At 69.9% G+C, this 16,914-nt stretch carries 18 protein-coding genes and 1 pseudogene; 11 read left to right on the top strand and 8 right to left on the bottom strand.

Annotation, left to right across the window (positions count from 1 at the left end; genetic code table 11):
• The first annotated feature begins 237 nt into the window (after positions 1-237).
• The 4 genes from OG747_RS52910 to OG747_RS52895 all read left to right on the top strand — a co-directional run bounded on the left by OG747_RS52910 (position 238) and on the right by OG747_RS52895 (position 4,053).
• On the top strand, positions 238-597 hold the full coding sequence (locus OG747_RS52910; RefSeq protein WP_405886497.1) for a lasso peptide biosynthesis B2 protein: 360 nt from the start codon (positions 238-240) through the stop codon (positions 595-597).
• Positions 598-653: 56 nt separating this feature from the next.
• Entirely contained in the window at positions 654-2,621 is a 1,968-nt protein-coding gene (locus OG747_RS52905) for an ABC transporter ATP-binding protein (protein WP_331765369.1), read from the top strand.
• Complete coding sequence (locus tag OG747_RS52900) at positions 2,618-3,322, top strand: hypothetical protein (protein WP_331765368.1); 705 nt, start codon at positions 2,618-2,620, stop codon at positions 3,320-3,322. The genes OG747_RS52905 and OG747_RS52900 overlap by 4 nt, the downstream gene beginning before the upstream one ends.
• A 491-nt stretch (positions 3,323-3,813) precedes the next feature.
• The gene (locus tag OG747_RS52895; protein ID WP_331765367.1) at positions 3,814-4,053 is read left to right on the top strand and encodes a hypothetical protein; all 240 of its coding nucleotides are present in this window, start codon (positions 3,814-3,816) and stop codon (positions 4,051-4,053) included.
• Between the two features lie 212 nt (positions 4,054-4,265).
• Here OG747_RS52895 and OG747_RS52890 read toward each other — a convergent pair whose 3' ends face one another.
• Genes OG747_RS52890 through OG747_RS52880 form a run of 3 tightly spaced genes read right to left on the bottom strand, consistent with a single transcriptional unit; the run spans position 4,266 to position 5,769 of the window.
• On the bottom strand, positions 4,266-4,913 hold the full coding sequence (locus OG747_RS52890; protein WP_331765366.1) for a DNA-3-methyladenine glycosylase I: 648 nt from the start codon (positions 4,911-4,913) through the stop codon (positions 4,266-4,268).
• Positions 4,910-5,194, bottom strand: coding sequence for a hypothetical protein (locus OG747_RS52885; RefSeq protein WP_331765365.1), 285 nt, complete (start codon positions 5,192-5,194; stop codon positions 4,910-4,912). Before OG747_RS52885 ends, OG747_RS52890 begins: the two co-directional genes overlap by 4 nt.
• An 8-nt stretch (positions 5,195-5,202) precedes the next feature.
• Positions 5,203-5,769, bottom strand: coding sequence for a TetR/AcrR family transcriptional regulator (locus tag OG747_RS52880; RefSeq protein WP_331765364.1), 567 nt, complete (start codon positions 5,767-5,769; stop codon positions 5,203-5,205).
• Positions 5,770-5,927: 158 nt separating this feature from the next.
• On the opposite strand from OG747_RS52880, the pseudogene OG747_RS52875 reads away from it, so the two are divergent.
• Positions 5,928-7,087: pseudogene (locus tag OG747_RS52875) on the top strand (alkene reductase).
• A gap of 157 nt (positions 7,088-7,244) precedes the next feature.
• Here the strand turns inward: OG747_RS52875 and OG747_RS52870 are convergent.
• The 3 genes from OG747_RS52870 to OG747_RS52860 form a co-directional block, all read right to left on the bottom strand.
• Positions 7,245-7,991: an MBL fold metallo-hydrolase gene (locus OG747_RS52870; RefSeq protein WP_331765363.1), complete on the bottom strand. Its 747-nt coding sequence runs from the start codon at positions 7,989-7,991 to the stop codon at positions 7,245-7,247.
• 92 nt (positions 7,992-8,083) lie between these two features.
• Positions 8,084-9,058, bottom strand: coding sequence for a helix-turn-helix domain-containing protein (locus tag OG747_RS52865; protein WP_331765362.1), 975 nt, complete (start codon positions 9,056-9,058; stop codon positions 8,084-8,086).
• Between the two features lie 92 nt (positions 9,059-9,150).
• Positions 9,151-10,236, bottom strand: coding sequence for a hypothetical protein (locus OG747_RS52860; RefSeq protein ID WP_331765361.1), 1,086 nt, complete (start codon positions 10,234-10,236; stop codon positions 9,151-9,153).
• Positions 10,237-10,334: 98 nt separating this feature from the next.
• On the opposite strand from OG747_RS52860, the gene OG747_RS52855 reads away from it, so the two are divergent.
• The 5 genes from OG747_RS52855 to OG747_RS52835 all read left to right on the top strand — a co-directional run bounded on the left by OG747_RS52855 (position 10,335) and on the right by OG747_RS52835 (position 15,812).
• Positions 10,335-11,603 (top strand): IS110 family transposase, encoded by a 1,269-nt coding sequence (locus tag OG747_RS52855; protein ID WP_331765360.1) that lies wholly within the window; start codon positions 10,335-10,337, stop codon positions 11,601-11,603.
• Between the two features lie 1,075 nt (positions 11,604-12,678).
• Complete coding sequence (locus OG747_RS52850; RefSeq protein ID WP_331765358.1) at positions 12,679-13,605, top strand: hypothetical protein; 927 nt, start codon at positions 12,679-12,681, stop codon at positions 13,603-13,605.
• A gap of 30 nt (positions 13,606-13,635) precedes the next feature.
• Positions 13,636-13,896 (top strand): hypothetical protein, encoded by a 261-nt coding sequence (locus OG747_RS52845; protein WP_331765357.1) that lies wholly within the window; start codon positions 13,636-13,638, stop codon positions 13,894-13,896.
• Between the two features lie 92 nt (positions 13,897-13,988).
• Positions 13,989-14,627 (top strand): hypothetical protein, encoded by a 639-nt coding sequence (locus tag OG747_RS52840; protein WP_331765356.1) that lies wholly within the window; start codon positions 13,989-13,991, stop codon positions 14,625-14,627.
• 309 nt (positions 14,628-14,936) lie between these two features.
• Complete coding sequence (locus OG747_RS52835) at positions 14,937-15,812, top strand: hypothetical protein (RefSeq protein ID WP_331765355.1); 876 nt, start codon at positions 14,937-14,939, stop codon at positions 15,810-15,812.
• Positions 15,813-15,860: 48 nt separating this feature from the next.
• On the opposite strand, the gene OG747_RS52830 is transcribed toward OG747_RS52835, so the two are convergent.
• Positions 15,861-16,028 (bottom strand): hypothetical protein, encoded by a 168-nt coding sequence (locus tag OG747_RS52830; RefSeq protein ID WP_405886494.1) that lies wholly within the window; start codon positions 16,026-16,028, stop codon positions 15,861-15,863.
• Between the two features lie 208 nt (positions 16,029-16,236).
• Here OG747_RS52830 and OG747_RS52825 point away from each other — a divergent pair, with 208 nt between their 5' ends.
• Entirely contained in the window at positions 16,237-16,599 is a 363-nt protein-coding gene (locus tag OG747_RS52825; protein WP_331765353.1) for a hypothetical protein, read from the top strand.
• On the opposite strand, the gene OG747_RS52820 is transcribed toward OG747_RS52825, so the two are convergent.
• A complete protein-coding gene (locus OG747_RS52820; RefSeq protein WP_405886493.1) occupies positions 16,596-16,841 on the bottom strand; it encodes a hypothetical protein in 246 nt (81 codons plus the stop codon). The genes OG747_RS52825 and OG747_RS52820 overlap by 4 nt on opposite strands.
• Positions 16,842-16,914 lie beyond the last annotated feature (73 nt).

The following is a 16,914-nucleotide window of genomic DNA, read 5'->3' as shown; positions in this document are numbered from 1 at the left end:
CACCTCACTCTTGGCGGCCTCACGGCGTGCTCAGACAGTCCTGACCGGACTCCCGGCAAGAGCCACGCACTCCAGCAGCACAGCGCCATGCCCCCGCCATCCAGCAGCCCGGCCGTCGGTGCGGGCGAACCGCCGCAACGCCGTGGGTGGCTGTTCTGCGGCACCTCATGCACCGAGTCGGCTCGTTTTCAACATGAGGCCCTACGGCCTCCAAGGGCACACCTGTCGGTCTCCCCATTGACTCTGGCGCTCTTCGTGCTCCGTCTCCTGCCCGTCCGCTTCGCCGTCGCCGGTGCCCGCGCGGCCACTCACCTGCCGGGCCGAGCCGCCCCGCCCCGCGAAGCGGAAGGCACCTTCGCCGCCGTACGCTGTGCCGCCCGGCTCTGGCCCGGCCGCGCCGCCTGCCTGGAGGAATCCCTGGCCGCGCACTTCGCGGCCGCGCTCACCGGGCGCCGCGTGCGCTGGGTGATCGGCGCCCGCTTCATCCCCCAAGGGGCCCACGCCTGGATCGAAGCCGGCACCGCGATCATCGGCCAGGCCGAGACCGACCGCGTCTGGCCTTACGTCCCCGCTCTACAGGTGGAACGTTCGAACTGAAATTCGCCACCCCTCGCCACCACAACCACCCGTATGGGTGAGGCGTTGCCCAGGACGTGACAGACACCGCGCACCGCAGCGCTACCCGCGAGACCCCTGCAACCCCGGCGCCGAGGCACCGGCTTCGGCTGCCGTGGCCACGCCGCCGCCCCGCCGGCGGTGAGGTCATCCCGCAGTACACGGTCAGCGCCGAGCGCCACGACAACGCCCTCGCTGACGGCTTCACCACCATCGCGCGACGCCTTCCCGCCCTGGCCACGACCGCGCTGCGCTTGGCCTGGGACGCCGACCGGCGCGCCGTCCTGGTCACCGCCGTCCTGCAGCTGGCGACCGGCGTCATCACCGCGATCGGCCTCTACGCCACCCGCGGCGCCCTCGCACCGCTGCTCGCGGCCGGACCGACGGCAGAGCGCATCCAATCGGCGCTGCCCTCGCTCGCCCTGATCACCGGCGCCGCCGTCGGCCGCTCCCTGATCGCCGCCACCACCCTGGCCGTCACCGCCCGCATCGGCCCGCGCGTCGACGCGATCGCCGAACTGCGCTACCTGAACGCCGCCGCCCGCGTCCCGCTCGCCACGTACGACGACCCGGCCTGGTGCGACCACAGCGAGGCAGCCAACCGGGCCTCCAAGGACGCCCACTTGATGACCGACGCGCTCACCGCCCTTGCCGCCGCCCTCCTCGGCCTGCTCGCCGCCGCCGGCATCCTCACCGCCCTCCACCCCGTTCTGCTGCCGCTCCTGCTGCTTGCCGTGATCCCGCGCGGCGCGGCCGCCGTCCGCGCCGCGCGCGCCGCCCACCTCGCCGAGCGGCACACCCTCTCCGACCGCCGCCTGCGCCACAACCTCATCTACTGCACCGCCGGCCGCGCCACCGCCCTCGACGTCCGGGCGAACACCATGCGCGGCTGGCTCCTGGATCAGTTCACCACCGTCACCGACCGGCTCACCGAGCACGCCGCCCGCATCGGCCGGGCCACCGCCCGCTACCAGCTGCTCGGCGACACGATGGCCGGAGGAGCCGCACTCGTCGTGTACGGCGCCCTGCTCGCTCTGGTGCTCAGCGGCCACATCCCGGCGGCCGCGGCAGGCACCGCGTTCATCGCCGTCCAGACCTGCCGCCTGCTCCTGGGCCAACTGGTCACCGGTATCAACTCCACTTACAAGACCGGCCTCTACCTCGGCGACTGGGCCGCCTTCCTCACCGACGCCGAACGCCGTGCCCAGCTCCCCGCCGAGCCCGTCCCGGTGCCCGACCGCCCGGCCGTCATCGCCGCGCACAACATCACCTTCCGCTACCCCGGCAGCGAACTGCCCGTGCTCGAGAACATCAGCGTCACCGTGCGCCGCGGCGAGGTCCTGGCGATCGTGGGCGCGAACGGCGCGGGCAAGTCCACCCTCGCCAAACTCCTCGCCGGCCTCTACACCCCCACCACCGGCACGGTCACCTGGGACGACGTGGACCTGGCCACGGCCGACCCGGAACAGGTGTGGTCCCGCCTCGCGCTGTTGCCCCAGGACATCGCCCGCTGGCAGGTATCGGCCCGCGAGAACATCACCCTCGGCCAGGGCGACGGAAACGACGAGACCGTGATGGCCGCGGCCCGCGCCTCCGGAGCCGACGACGTCATCGCCCGCCTGCCCGACGGCCTCGACACCAACCTCGCCCCCTCCCAGTGGGGCGGACGCGACCTGTCCGGCGGGCAGTGGCAGCGCCTGGCCGGCGCTCGGGCCTTCCACCGCAAGGACGCACCCGTCCTGATCTGCGACGAGCCGACCTCCGCCCTCGACCCCCGCGCGGAGGAAGCTGTCTACGACCGCATCCGCGCACTGAGCGAACGGCGCACCGTCATCCTGATCACCCACCGCCTTGGCTCCACCCGGGCCGCCGACCGGATCCTGGTCCTGGACGGCGGACGCCTTCTGGAGGAAGGCACCCACGAGTCGCTCCTCGCAGCCGACGGCGAATACGCCACCCTGTGGCGCACGCAAGCGCGGACCTACGCCGGCCAGCCCCAAGGGTGAAGCCCTCCACGGCCCCGCTGTTCCGGCGAGAGCCCTCCGGCACGGGCTCTACGCTGGTCTCCGTTGCAGACATCAGGAACACCCAGGCGTTCAAAGCCCTCGCGGCCCAGACCGAGGCCGAACTCCTCACCCGCGGGCTCGACGTCGTCTCCGTGGCGGTAGCGAACGCCCTCGCCCACAACGTGACCATGGTCGCGGACCAGCTCGGGATCCAGCCCCGCTCCGCCCTGCGCTACATCGAACCCTCTGCGGTGGCGGACCAGATCGCCGAGACCAGTACCGTGGACACCGACGGCGCCCACACCATCCACGGCGTACGGCCGGTCCGCGTCGACGACCGTACGGCCTACATGCCCGGCTGGGTCTGCTCCCGCCCACTCATGGCCTTGGCTCAGGCAGTCAAGTACCCATCCAACAACGGCGATTGCCGTACCGTGCAGCACGCCGTCGACCTGATCTTCGAGATCGGTCTCGCGATCGGAGTCGAATCCGAGAGCGACGCCGCTGGTCTCCCGCTCGGGCTGCTCGACGAGGCCGCCGAGATCATCGAGCGGGTCGCCGACCGCATCGAGAGCAACGGATGGAGCGTCTGTCCCTGCGGCGAGGAGTACGGCCAGGGCGAGGCCGACACGAAGGTCCCCGACGTCCTGCGCAGTGACGCCGACCTTGTGCGCAAGATCCGGGCCAAGGCCGACCAGTAGGGAAGCACCGACGCCGGGCACCCCGCTCAGGGCTTGCAGCGCGATGTACTCCCGGATCTTGCCGGGGCATCGGGAGCGGGTCCGCTTTATTGCGGGAAGCGTCGCAGAGTCCGCGCTCCGTCCCTCGGCGGCGCCGACCAGCCGAACTCGCTCGCTCGGCCGCCCTCAACGGGTGGCTCACGCACGGGTTCCCGCCTCATGTCGTCCGAGAATCCGGGAACTCGCGCGCTTCCGACCGAGCAATGTCCAAGCTCCGTAACGGCGAGCGTGGACGAGGCGGTGTCGAGCGGCGCCTGATCGCCCTCGGTGCCCGATCCCGCGAGGCCAGCGAGCCGGGCCGGGCATGGCTGCAGGAGGCCTTGCAGACCGTCGGCGCGAGGGTCGTTTCCCACGGGGGCAATCACCGGTACGCAGCCTAGGCCGCGCACCGGCCGGCCGCTTACCGCCACCTCCTACCCGTACCCGAAGGCCGACCAGTCGGGTGCGATCGCATGAACGCCCTACCCCGCCCCGGCGGAGAGGACGTCGAACTGGTCATCCACTGGGGCGCGGGGGTCGACTCGTCGGCGTACTTGGTGAGGATGCTGGAGGACCCGGCCGCTCACGGAGTCGACTTGGACCGCACCATGGTGATGCACGAGCTCACCGGGGACGAGTGGCCGGCCACCCGCGCCCACGCGGATATCGGTAAGCCCGGCTATTGGAACTTGCGGAAATGGGGACCTTGCTGACGCACCGCGGGCCACGCGGCCGACAACGGGTGCCGCTCGGATGCCGGCGCGCCGACAGCCGGTGTGGGGGTTCGGGTAGTCCTCGCCGCGCTCGCGGAGTTCATCCGTGAGCTGTCGGCGTCACCCCTGGCACTCACTGCAACCACATCCCCGACCTGCAGGAACTCCGCGCCTCCGGGCGGGTTCCGAAGCAGCTCACCGCCAGCTGACTGCTACCGTCGAACTCTGGTCCGACCAGCCCCAGGGGCGGCTTGTCCGGGGCGGTCGAATTCTTCGCGGATCCGCTGGGCTTCAGGCCGGATCGTGCATCCGCGGGCGTGGTCGTTGATCAATCCCATGACCTGCATGAACGCGAACACCGTGGTCGGCCCGACGAACTTCCAGCCGCGCTTCTTCAGATCTTTCGACAGTGCGACCGAGGCTGGGGAGGTCGACAGGGTCTGCGGCTCGGCCAGGTCGGCTGCGTCGGGTTCATAGCGCCAGACGAACGCCGCCAGCGATCCCTCCCGCTCGACCAGCTCCTCGGCCCGCCGGGCGTTGTTGATCACCGCCTCGATCTTGCCGCGGTGCCGGACGATGCCCGCGTCGCCCAGGAGGCGCTCGACGTCGCGCTGGTCGAATCGGGCGACGGCAGGGATCTCGAAGGCCGCGAAGGCGGAGCGGAAGTTCTCGCGCTTGGCCAGGATCGTGCGCCAGCTCAGCCCGGACTGGAAGCCCTCCAGGCTCAGCTTCTCGAACAGGCGCTGGTCGTCACCGACGGGGAAGCCCCATTCGGTGTCGTGGTAAGCGAGGAACTCCGGGGCAGTTCCGCTCCACGCGCAGCGCGGCGCGCCGTCGGGGCCAAGGAACGGCGCTGTCACAGCAGGAAGCTCAGCCGCTCGTCCGCCATGCCAGGCGCGATCTCGATGACCTCCGCCGTGACGACGTCCTGAGCGACGAACGGGTCCTCGTCGACGCGCTTGTGCAGCTCCTCGGGCGAGGTGTTGTGGGCGAGGACCGCGCCGCCGAGGCCCGGCTGGATGCTGCCGACCAGCAGGAAGACCCCGTCGTCCAGGCCGCGCTTGATCCACTCTTGATGGCCGGCCATGTGCTGGCCGGCGGCGGCCTTGTTGCCGGAGAACCGAAGCAGGACCACGAACATGCGATCTCTCATTTCTCGTAGGTGTGCAGCCAGTCGCGCATCCGCTCGACTTCGCACTGGATGAACGCCTCGTCGCGGAAGGCGTTGGCCATGACGGCGACGCCCTGGCTGAAGGCGAGCACGTGCATCGCCAGCTCGTCGGCCTGCTCGGCCGGCCCGAGCAGCGCGAACTGATCGCGGAGCCACGTGCGGAACAGGGCGAACAGGCGGCCGGCCTGGCCGAGCATGGCGTGCTCCAGCTTGGCCAGCTCCGTGGTCAAGGTGCCCACGGGGCAGCCGTAGTCCTGGATGTCGGCGCGGTTGGTCAGCACGATCTCGATGTACCGCATGATGCGCCCGGCCGGGGTCGGCGCTTCGGCCTCCCACTGCTCCAGCATCCGCCGGGTGTCAGCCAGGCGGGCATCGATCACCGCGTCCAGGATCGCGTCCTTGGACTTGAAGTGGTAGTAGAAGTTGCCCCGCGACAGTCCGACGGCTCCGGCGATGTCCGCGAACGAGGTGTGCTCGTAGCCGTGGTGGTAGAAGAGCCGGTCGGCCGCCGCCACGATCTGTTCACGGGTCGCCACAGCGGTCACAGTGATCCCCTCACGTCGTAGGACAGTCGACCTAGAGCCACAACGTAGGTCAGCCGTCCTAGATCGTCAAGCCGTTGACATCGCCGGTGCGAGCACCCAGCGTGACGGCGCTCTAGGACAGCTGTCCTACGATGTTCGCCGCAACGCTGGAGCTCCGCATGCCCCTCGACTTGTTCGCGCCGTTCGACCTGGGCGGCCTCAAGCTCGCCAACCGGATGGTGATGGCGCCGATGACCCGCAACCGCGCCGGCGCCGACGGGTGCGTTCCCTGATGGTCGCCCACTACCGGCAGCGCGCCACCGCGGGCCTGATCATCGCGGAATCCACCACCATCTCCCCCCAGGCGCTGGGCTACCCCTTCACGCCTGGCCTGCACGCCGGCGCCCACGCGGCGAGCTGGCGGTGCCTGACCGAGGTGGTCCACGAGGAGGGCGGCCGCATCTTCGTCCAGCTGCAGCACTGCGGCCGCGTCTCCCATCCGAGCCTGCTGAACGGGCAGGCGCCCGTCGCCCCCTCGGCGCTCGCACCCGTCGGCCAGGCCATCACATACACCGGTCCGCAGGACTTCGTGACGCCCCGCGCGCTCGAACGCGACGAGCTGCCGGAAGTCGTCGTGCAGTTCCGCCGCGCCGCCGAGCTGGCGAAGCAGGCGGGCTTCGACGGCATCGAGGTCCACGCCGGCAACGGCTACCTGATCGACCAGTTCCTGCGCGACGGGACCAACCGCCGCTTGGACGCGTACGGCGGCAGCGCGGCCAACCGCATGCGCCTGCTGAACGAGGTCCTCGACGCCGTCTGCGAGCAGTGGCCCGCCGAGCGGGTGGGCGTGCGCCTGACGCCGGAGAACGGCTTCAACTCGATGTCGGACTCCGACCCGCAGGGCCACTTCGAGTACTTCCTGGGGCAGCTGAGTGCGCGCGGCCTGGCGTACGCGCACGTCCTGGAGGGCGACATGACGACGAAGACCGCATCCGTCGACTACCGCGCGCTGCGGACGAGGTTCACCGGCGCGTACATCGCCAACAACGGCTACGACCTCGCGCGCGCCCAGGCGGCGGTGAACAGCGGGCACACCGACCTGGTCGCCTTCGGCACGCCGTTCCTGGCCAACCCGGACCTGGTCCACCGCTACCGCGACAACCTGCCTCTGGCCGCAGCCGACCCGACCACGTTCTACGGCGGAGGGGAGGCCGGCTACACGGACTATCCGCCGCACCGGGGCGACGGAGCCCAGACACGCGCCCTCGCGACCGCGGCCGATGTCCAGCACGGCATGCCACCGCACCTGGCTCTGCAGGGCCTGCCGCCGGTCGGCTGACGCGCCTGCCGACCTCGGGCCGCTCGGCCGGCTCCACCGGGGTCGCCGGCGCGCCGGGTTGGGCGGGCCGGCAGCAGGGCACAGCCGCCGCCAAGCCGGCAGGCCGTTGTCGGTCGGCGCCAGGGGCCGTCCCGCTGCTGGGCTGCGAGATGGTGCGTCACTCACTTCGCATGGTGAGGCGCCCGGCGGCTTCGAGTCGTGCGAGGCGGTCGTGCTCCCGATCGGCCCACTGCCGTACCCGGTCGGGATCGAGCGCGGTGCCGTGGCCGACGTGGAGCGCGGTGGGGTTGAGGGCGAGCATCTCGCGGAGGCTGGCGAGGTTCTGCCGGGGGTCGTCGTGGAAGGGCGGGTTGGCGGGCCTGCCCGGGATGAGGCCCATGAAGGAGCCTGCGATCAGGTCGCCGGCGACGAGGCCGCCGTCGTCGGTGAGGACCGAGACCGATCCGGCGGTGTGGCCGGGGGTGGGCATGATGCTCGCGGCGAGGCCGAAGTCCTCCAGGTTCGTCTCGCCGCGAATCAGCACGGCGGGTTCGAAGGGTTCGGCCCGAGCGTGGAGCTTCTTGTTGTGGGCCATGATGCGGCCCATCGGGCCGGTGGGCAGGTACGGTTCACGAACCCGGCCGGAGCGGTACTGCCCGAGGTCGGCGACGTGGCCGGCGACGGGCGCGCCGGTGAGCCGGTGCAGTTCGGCGGCGGAGCCGAAGTGGTCGATGTGGCCGTGGGTGATGACGATAAGCGAGACGTCGGTGGGGTCGACGCCGTGGGCGGTGATCTGGTCGTAGATCTTCTGGCCGCTGCCGGGGATTCCGGCGTCGACGATGACCGGCCGTCGGCCGAGCAGCAGATAGGCGTTGACGTTGTGCCGGCCCATGACCGGGATCGGGACGACCTTCGTGCGGGACACGGTTCTCCTCGGAAGTGTGCTGGTCGATGCCACGCTGTGCGGGCATGGCGAAGCTCGGCCGGGCGCGAGCGCGCCCGGGCAGGCGGTGCGGGTCAGAAGCGGCGGCGGTACTCGGCCGGGGTGGTGCCCAGCCGCCGCCGGAAGACGCGGTGCAGCGTCTCCACGGAGCCCAGGCCGCTCGCGGCGGAGACCTCGGGCAGGCTCCAGTCGCTGTCCTCCAGCAGTCGCCGGGCGGCCTCCAGCCTGGCCTCCTCCACGTAGGCGGCCGGTGTCGTGGAGGTCCGCTGCTGGAACAGCCGGGTGAAGTGACGCGTGCTCAGGTGTGTGCGGGCCGCGAGGGCTTGGAGCGAGAGATCCTCGGTGAGGTGTTCGTCGATCCATCTGCGCAGCTCGTCGATCCGGTCGTCCGAGGAGCCCTGGACGGAAAGCGGCACGCTGAACTGGCTCTGCCCGCCGGAGCGTTTGACGTACATCACCATCATCCGGGCGGTCGCGAGCGCGAGGTCCTGGCCGTGGTCCTCGGCGACCATGGCCAGCGCCATGTCCATCCCCGAGGTGACACCGGCGCAGGTCCACACCCGCCCGTCCCGGATGAAGATCGGATCGGGATCGACCCGGACCTGAGAGTGCTCAGCCGCCAGCCTGCCTGCGGTGAGCCAGTGGGTCGTGGCGGGCCGGCCATCCAGCAGCCCCGCGGCGGCCAGCAGGTGCGCCCCTGCGCAGATCGACCCGGTCCGCCGGGCCCGGGGTGCCGCATGGCGCAGCCACTCGGTGACCTCGTGGTCGATCACCGGCTCCACGCCGCCGTCGACGAGCTCGATCGCCCCCGACACCAGCAGAGTGTCGATCGGGCCAGCCATATCGTCGAAGGCCAGATCGGCCATCAGCCGGACGCCGCTGGAGGTGGTCACCGGGCCGCCGTCAGCCGTCGCGATCCGCACCAGGTAGCCAGGCCGGTCCGCTCCGGCGAGCCTTGAGGCGACGGAGAACACCTCGGCCGGTCCGGTGGCGTCCAGCAGCTCGATGCCGGGGAAGGCGACGATCACGACGCCGTGCGGTGGGGGCATGCCCTGATCATCCCGCCCGATCGGACATGGCCGCAATGACCAGGATCTGTCACATCAGGCCATCGAGAGGGGTGGCCGGGCCCGCACGCTGATCAGCGCCCTGGCCGGATCCTGACACTCAGCCTGCTCCCGCCTCGTCGTCCTCGTCCACAGCCTCCGCCGGGTCTCGAAGGGGCCGCAGCCCGCCGCCGGCCGGACCGAAGGCGCGGAAGATACGCGAGCTCACCGGTACGAGACCCGCGAGGAGTTCCTCCCAGGCGTGTTGGGGAGATGAGGGCGGTGAAACTGCCGTCCGGGATGACCTTGTGTTTGCGGTCGCTCTTGAGGATTCGGAGTTGGTCGTTGACCTGACGGATGTCCTTGTGGGCCATGACACCGTCGGGCTCCTGGTCGGATTTGGCCTCGACAACGGCCCACAGGTGATTGCCCCAGCACCAGGTGGAGTCGCAGCGGCCTGTGCCGGACGGCTTGTTCGCTTCTGCGCCGAGGAAGATCCCGAGCTGGGTGAGGGCGGGCTCGTAGGCCGACGCTGCGGTTTCCTTGAGCCCCTCGATCATGTTCCCCAAGCGCTTGTCGAGTTGGCCGGGGGCGATCTTCCGTAGGAGGTTCATGGCAGTAGCCACGGCCTGGTCGTCATGGGCAGGCAGGGCGGGCGCCTCCATGGCGGGCAGGAGCGGCATGTACCTCGCCCATGTGCCCTCGGCGGTTTGCTCTGCCTGACGAATCAGGGCACGAGCATTTGCGAGACTACCGCTGGCAGCAGGTGCACCGTTGGAGGCAGCGCGGTAGGCCCAGATCCCGGCCAGGTAGAGCCAGAACCCGCGGTAGCCCTTGGTGGTGGCGCCGCCGAAGGAGAGCGCTTGTGCGACCTGTTGGGCTTTAGCACTGGCGTCCTGCCACCGGCCCTGCCCGGCGAGTGCGCACGCCTGGATCTCCGCGGGAACCGCGGAGAAGAGAATCTCGCTGCCATCTGGCAGTTTGCGGACGGCCTCGGCACGTAGCTGGGCGACAATCGGCTCACCGCTCTCGCGCCAGGTGTCGTCAGTCTCCTGAGCCCATCGGATCCCCTGCGGCGACGCCCGTTCCGGGCGGAAAATGGGTGTGGTTGCTGCCTGTTGACGCCGTCTTGTCTGTGACCTTCGAGGTCGTAACTGAGCCGGGCGCGGGGAGCCAGTCATCGGGCGCCTTCAGTGTCGCTTCGAGCACGCGGATGAGATTCCTCCATCAGCCCTTTGGCTCCCACAGGTGGCAGCCGCCCGGGAGTTGAGGGAGGGCAGTGGTGCTGGAAGAGACGCAGGACACCGAGGAGATCATCGAGCGGGTTGCCGCGCTGGACATCGGCAAGGCCGAGGTCGTGTGCTGCACCCGAGTGCCGCGTGAGGGGTCCCCGGGGCGGCGCATGCAGGAGGTCGTGACCTACCCGACCATGACCCGCTCCCTGCTGGGCATGTGTGACCACCTGCGCTGCCTGGGGGTGACCCGGGTGGTCATGGAGGCCACGTCCGACTACTGGCGGCCCGCGTTCTACCTCCTGGAGGCGGCCGGCTTCGAGGTATGGCTGGTCAACGCGAGGGACGTCAAGCACCTGCCGGGCCGGCCCAAGACCGACAAGCTCGATGCTGTCTGGCTGGCCAAGATCGCTGAACGGCAGATGATCCGCCCCAGTTTCGTCCCGCCGCGCGAGATCCGCGCGTTGCGGGACCTGACCCGCTACCGCACCGACCTGGTGGTCGCGCGCACCAGTGAGAAGCAGCGCGTGGAGAAGCTGCTGGAGGACGCCCAGATCAAGGTCACCGCGGTGGCCACCGACATCTTCGGCCCCTCCGGCCGCGACATGCTCGCCGCCCTGATCGCCGGCGAGCGCGACCCCAAGGTCCTGGCCCAGTACGCCCGCCGCCGCCTGCGCGCCAAACTCGCCGAACTGGAGGAAGCGTTCACCGGCCACTTCACCGACCACCACGCGTTCCTGCTCGCCAAGATGCTCGGCCGCATCGACGCCATCAACACCGACATCGTCGCGATCGACGCCCGGATCGGCGCGGAGGTCGCCCCCTACGCCGACGCGATCGCCCGGCTCAGCGAGATCCCCGGCATCAACCCGATCGCAGCTCACGTGATCATCGCGGAGATCGGCCTGGACATGACCCGGTTCCCCACCGCCGCCCACCTCGCCTCCTGGGCGAAGTTCGCCCCCGGCGTCAAGGAATCCGCGGGGAAGAAGAAGGGCCGGGGCACCACCGGCCACGGCAACTCCTACCTGGCCCGCGTGCTGGGCAACTGTGCCACCGCCGCCGGAAAGACCGACACCTTCCTCGGTGAGCGATACCGGCGCATCGGCCGCCGCCGCGGCAAGAAGAAGGCCCTGGTCGCAGTCGGCCGCTCACTCCTGGTGATCATCTGGCATCTGCTCTCGACCCCGGACACCCGCTTCCACGACCTGGGCTCCGACTACTACGACTCCCGCATCGACCCCGACCGCCGCAAGCGCAACCACATCCGCCAGCTCGAAGCCCTCGGCTTCACCGTCACCCTCGCACCCGCCTGATGACAGAGACCCAGTCCACCCGCCGGCACCTTGCCCACGGGCTGATGACGCGCGCCTTCCGGTTCCTCCATTTTCGGATGAGACAGGAAGGCCGACACGTTCTCCAAGATCTCGGCCTGAGTGGTATCGGTGCTGTTCTCCACCCCGAAGTTGACCTCAGCCTGCAATTCGGCCGACAGCGGCACTACCCCGCCAACCGGGACGTTTATCCGTCAACTGGCGCATTCAGTCAGGCGCCAGCACCTACGCCTCCGAGGGCCAACGCAACACATCTGAACTTGACAGGGAAAGCTTCTGTTGTTTCCCGGTCTCGATGGGCGCCATGGACGCACACCTGGACCGGATGCGCGCCCACCCGGACATCGCCGGACGGGTGCTACGCCTGGAGTACACGTCGGTCAGCCTCAACCCGCAGGCGAAGCTGTTCGGCCGCCGAAGCCTGCTGGGGCAGTTCGACCCCGGCCGCGGCGAGGACGGCCCGTCTTCGCCGCCTTCGAGGAGGAGCTCACCTGCCCGTGGGCGCTGTACCACGTGCGGCGCATCCTGCCTGTCTCGAAGGCGGACCCCACCCGGTGCGGACGGCCGATGCGCTCGGTGGAACGGGTCCACGTGGGCCGCGCGTCTGCGGTGGGCCGCAGGCTGCGCACCGTCTCCGAGCGGCACGGCTACCCCGTCGAGGTCGACGAGCGTTACGGACGGGTGCGGACGTGGATGCGGCGCAGGGAGCCGGAGCTGCCGACGGTGGAGGAGCTGATGGTGACCGCTCTATCCCGTGCAGAGCAAGCAGGTGCCGCGCTTCGAGCGGGAGTGGAGGGTGGCTTCGCGGCGGGGTCTGCGCCGGCGAGATTGACAGCCACCCAACAAGAGCGCCATATTGATTACGCGAAACAGCGGTAAAAATGGTGGGCGGCGGAAGGCACCCTCTCACGAGGGTGTCGACCCAGGGCGGCAACCCCGGCCGAACGTCCCGCCGACCACCTTCACCAACCCATCTCGCCTGCAGACGCGTGAGCGCCGAAGGAAACAAGAGGAGCAGGCCCTCAGTATAGGGCCGCGGCCCGGACCGGAGAGAGCAATGACCAAGCCCCTGAACCCGCAGCGCCGCGTCCTCGGCGACCGTGCCGTGGTCAACCGCGACTGGATCCGCGAGTTCACCGGCGCCAGCGTCGGCACCGCGGCCCGCTGGTACAAAGTGCGCGACGAGCAGCCCAAGGAGCACCGCCACCCGGAGAAGGAGCGCATCGACGGGACCGACTTCTACGACGAGCAGCAGTTCCGCGCCTTCTACACCTGGTTCCAGCAGGACAAGGCCAGCAAGGTACTCAAGGCCGACCCCGAGCTGCACAAGCTCAACCCTGCGGACATCGTCTCCATCAACAAGGCCGCCGCGCTGCTGAGCTTCAACGGGCCCTCGGTGATCCGCAAGTACCGGCGGGACAACCCCGACTACTTCCCGGACTCTGCCGGCGAGGTCGAGGGGCCCACCGGCCGGATGATCCCCGGCTTCCGTGTCGGCGATCTGCAGGACTTCGACCGGAAGCGCACCGGGGACAAGCTCGGCAAGGCCGGCCGCCGTCCCGGGCCGCAGGACGAAGCGCCCGTCGGCCGGCCTTCGGCCCTCGAGGAGGTTCTCGCGGCCGAGCTGAGCGACCGCGCCAGCGGTGAGCCGCGCACCGCCACGCAGGTCGCCGAGCAGTACGCCGCCGAGGCGATCGAGCGCGACGGCTACCACCCGGGTCTGGCCGCGGAGCTCAGCGTGCAGTACGGCGGTCCGCAGAGGTCCTGGGAGTACGTCGTCCGCAACGCCCTCGAGCACCGCCCCGCGGCCGCGCCGACCCGCTCGGAGGCCGACCGGCGGGCGGCCATCGCCCTGGCAGCCCTGCGCGAGCGCGGCGACGTCCGAGGGCTCGCCGCCTCCCTCGCCCGCGAGCACGGCGGCAGCCCCGACGTCTGGTCCCGCGCGGTGAACGCGGCCCGCCGGCTCACCGACCCCACCACCTGATCACCCCGACCAGCCGGAGGACGATCCCCGATGCCCAGCTATCAGCTCCGCGACACCGCCACCCGCCAGGTCCTCGCCCGCGACCTGGCCGACTACGCCGCGGCCGAAGCCGCCCTGGACCGCCTCGACGACGAGCTGGAACACGACCTCGCGGCCAACGGCGAAGGCGCCAGCCGCATCCGGCTGCGCCTCGACGTCGAGAAGGTCACCGACGGCACCTCAGAGGCCGTCGGACACCACGTGCTCCTCCTCGGCGTCGACGACCACACCGACCCGCTGCCCGCGCTGTGATCGCAGTCGGATGAAGACGACGATCACGCGCGATTCCACGCCTATATCCTGGACGATCGGTAGCGCGTTCCGACGACATCTGGAGTCCCTGGATGGCCACTGCCTACGTGTGGGATGACACCTTGCGTTGGAGCGGTGCCGTTTACGCTCCTGATGTGCCGCTCAAGGAGCGCAAGTACCTCACGAGCAATCTGGGGTACGAGCCCCCACCGAAGTGGGCACTGCGACGCTTCAGGAAGCGCTGGCACGGGCGGGCGCTCGCCCACTGCGACCTGCAGGAAATTGGATCCGAAAAAGGAGCCTACGGCCACATACAAGAAGTCCGAGAGGCCTGTGAGGAAGTCTGGGCTGCTGCGAAGCCTATTGCCGGCGTAGTGGAGCTCGGCGACGTCGACCAGCGGCTGAGCGAGGAACTGTGGACCTGCGCGCAGCTCGTTCATCAGCTGGCAACGCTGCAGAGCGAAACGTACGACACCTCGGGTGCGGAAAAGGTCATCACGGCCCAAGTCTCCGAGCGCACACGTCATCTGGAGCAGCTCCGGGACGAGTACAGAGCGCTCTACGCCGACGACGGGGCGGACCCGGCTGTCGTGTCTGACGCTGTCCGGGAAGCGCTGATGCGCGCTCAAACTCTCGGCGAGAGGCGCCCCATCGACGACGCCGTGATGTGGACCCAGTCACTGCGAAGCATCGTCACACAGCACGTCGCGCGAGCCGAACAGTCGGAGTAGGACTCGCCTGGCGGCGATGCCCGCAACGAGTTCGTCGACCTGGCCGTCGACGATGCCGTCGATCCTCACCACGCAACCGCACGGAGCGGTCACTTCGCGCAAGCCCGCACCACGGCTGCGACGCTCGCAGCTTCCATTGGCGCCGCCAGTTCGCTCCTTGAGGATCACGGGCTCGCGGCCGCCGAATGAGTGGGGCTCTGACCTGCGCAGCCTTCTGTAAAGGGGGTTGCACCAACCCGAACGAGAGTATAATTGATTTTAAGTTTCAGGCGGCAACCTGGAGCGGTCACCAGCGACTCAGGAGCACACGTGATCACATTGCCTCTCAGCCCCGAACAGCGCACCGTGTACTGGACGGTGGCGGTCCACGACACGTACGGGTCCGTGCACCAGTCGACCGGCCTCCACGCCTCGGCCGTTCGCCGGCAGTACGACTTCTGGCCCGCGAAGCCGTCGACAGCCCGGATGGAACTCACCGAGCACACGCTCATTCAGGCCCGCACGATCACCACCTTCGAAAACCTGCCGGGCGAGCGCGAAGCGACGCCGCTGCCGGATCTCCCGGCCGGCGCACACGAGGTGAAGCGGTTCTTTAAATTCACGAGCGCTCTCGCGGACGGCTCGCTGACCCGCTTCGGCCCGACCGTTCTGCCGACCGGTGACGATGTCCGCCGCTTCTACAACTGGACCGTCACCACCCAGGACCGCGCCCAGGCCGTCTACGTCGACGTCTCCACTCTCCGGATCCTCGACATCACGCTCACCCGCTACACCCGTGAGATCCAGCTCGCCGACCTGCCCGACGACTTCACCGCCTCGCTCATGGGCCAGCTGGAGACGGAGGGCCTGTGCTGGGTCCCCGTCCCCGAGCACGCGGGAACGTACCTGCGCGTCCCCCTGGCCGACAGCTCGGAGATCACCATCAGCGGCGCGACCGCCGACGGGCGCGAGGCCAGCTCCCAGCACACGGCCGCCGACCACGCCGACTGGCTTGCCGTGTGGGGCGGCTTCAACGACAGCTTCGTCGAGGTCTACCGCTCTGCCCGCCGGGGCCTGACCCGCGCCGCGGACACCGCCGCTCTGGCGGCCGCCGTACTCGAATGCGCCCGCGAGCACGGCGGCGGGCCCGTCCTCAAGGACGCGCCGAAGCAGCCCCACAGCGGCGAACTCGCCCAGGACGCCTGATCCACTCCCTTCCCGTCTGCCGGGCGCGGCAACGCCCGGCCGACGGCCTCACCAACTCAACTCTCGATGGAGGAATCCGTCAGGGCACGTCGCCCCCGTCGCTCGGCCTCTGACCGCCACATCGACCGTGCCGAAGGCGGCGGTCACCGCCTCGACGTCCACGTCGTCGATCCCGTCGAACACCAGCGAGTCCCAGAACGGTGCGTCGGTCTGCATGAGCAGTACCGTCACCGGCCACAGCCGAACACGGCGGAGGCGGCCAGAGACCTGATGGAGCGTCACCATCGGTCGGCAGACGGCAAGGCGTACGCGGTCTCACGCGAACCCACCGCCTCGCAATCGAACAGCGGCGTCACGCTCTGCGACCGCTCCCCAAGATCTGTGCCAGAACCCAAAGGTCGCCGACGGGCGCACCCCGTGGGAGGTGTTCCGCGACGTGCGGTTCCTCGGCAACGACCGGCTCGCCCCCTGCACACGCCTGCTCAAGCAGATTCCATGCCGGGAGTGGATGGACGCGCACGCCGACCCTGCCGACACGCTGGTGTATGTCGGGATCGAGAACACCCGGCGCGACCGGGCCCGGATCCCGGCGATCGCCCGCAACTGGAAGCCGTGGGTCACACGCTTCCCGCTGTGCGGGAAGCGGGAGCCGGCCCGGGCCAAGGAGGATCTCCTCACCGAGGCGCGGGCCCTGGGCGTCGCACCGCCCCGCATGTACGAACCCGGCTTCGGCCACAACAACTGCGGTGGCGCGTGCGTGCGCGCCAGCGCCAGTGGAAGCGCCTAGTGGAAGTCCTGCCCGAGCGCTACGCGTACGCCGAAGGGCAGGAGGAGGAGCTGCGCAGCATGCTTGGCGACGTCAGCATCCTCCGCGACCGCCGCGGCGGCGACAGCCGGCCCCTCCCGCTGAGCCTGCTGCGGGTAGGGAGTGATCACCGTGACGCTCCCGACGATCGTCGGGGGCGTCCGGCTGTTCAGTGCGCGTTTCTGCACCCCGGACGCCGGGCCGAGTGAAGGCGAGCGGCGCACGCGGGGCATGCACCTTGTAGGGGCCAGGTCTTGAATGGCCACTCTTTGCATGGTCAGCTTCGGCACGCCCTCC

The sequence above is a fragment of the Streptomyces sp. NBC_01384 genome (assembly GCF_045040035.1).
Taxonomy (GTDB): Bacteria; Actinomycetota; Actinomycetes; order Streptomycetales; family Streptomycetaceae; genus Streptomyces.
The sequence above is the reverse complement of the archived record's forward strand: the minus strand, read 5'-3'. Positions and strand labels throughout refer to the sequence as shown.

Coding starts and splice junctions, on each gene's coding strand:
- OG747_RS52895 (WP_331765367.1), top strand. CDS start 3,814: ATGAACGCCCTACCCCGCCCCGGCGGAGAGGACGTCGAACTGGTCATC.
- OG747_RS52885 (WP_331765365.1), bottom strand. CDS start 5,194: ATGTTCGTGGTCCTGCTTCGGTTCTCCGGCAACAAGGCCGCCGCCGGC.
- OG747_RS52865 (WP_331765362.1), bottom strand. CDS start 9,058: ATGCCCCCACCGCACGGCGTCGTGATCGTCGCCTTCCCCGGCATCGAG.
- OG747_RS52860 (WP_331765361.1), bottom strand. CDS start 10,236: ATGACTGGCTCCCCGCGCCCGGCTCAGTTACGACCTCGAAGGTCACAG.
- OG747_RS52850 (WP_331765358.1), top strand. CDS start 12,679: ATGACCAAGCCCCTGAACCCGCAGCGCCGCGTCCTCGGCGACCGTGCC.
- OG747_RS52845 (WP_331765357.1), top strand. CDS start 13,636: ATGCCCAGCTATCAGCTCCGCGACACCGCCACCCGCCAGGTCCTCGCC.
- OG747_RS52840 (WP_331765356.1), top strand. CDS start 13,989: ATGGCCACTGCCTACGTGTGGGATGACACCTTGCGTTGGAGCGGTGCC.
- OG747_RS52830 (WP_405886494.1), bottom strand. CDS start 16,028: ATGCAGACCGACGCACCGTTCTGGGACTCGCTGGTGTTCGACGGGATC.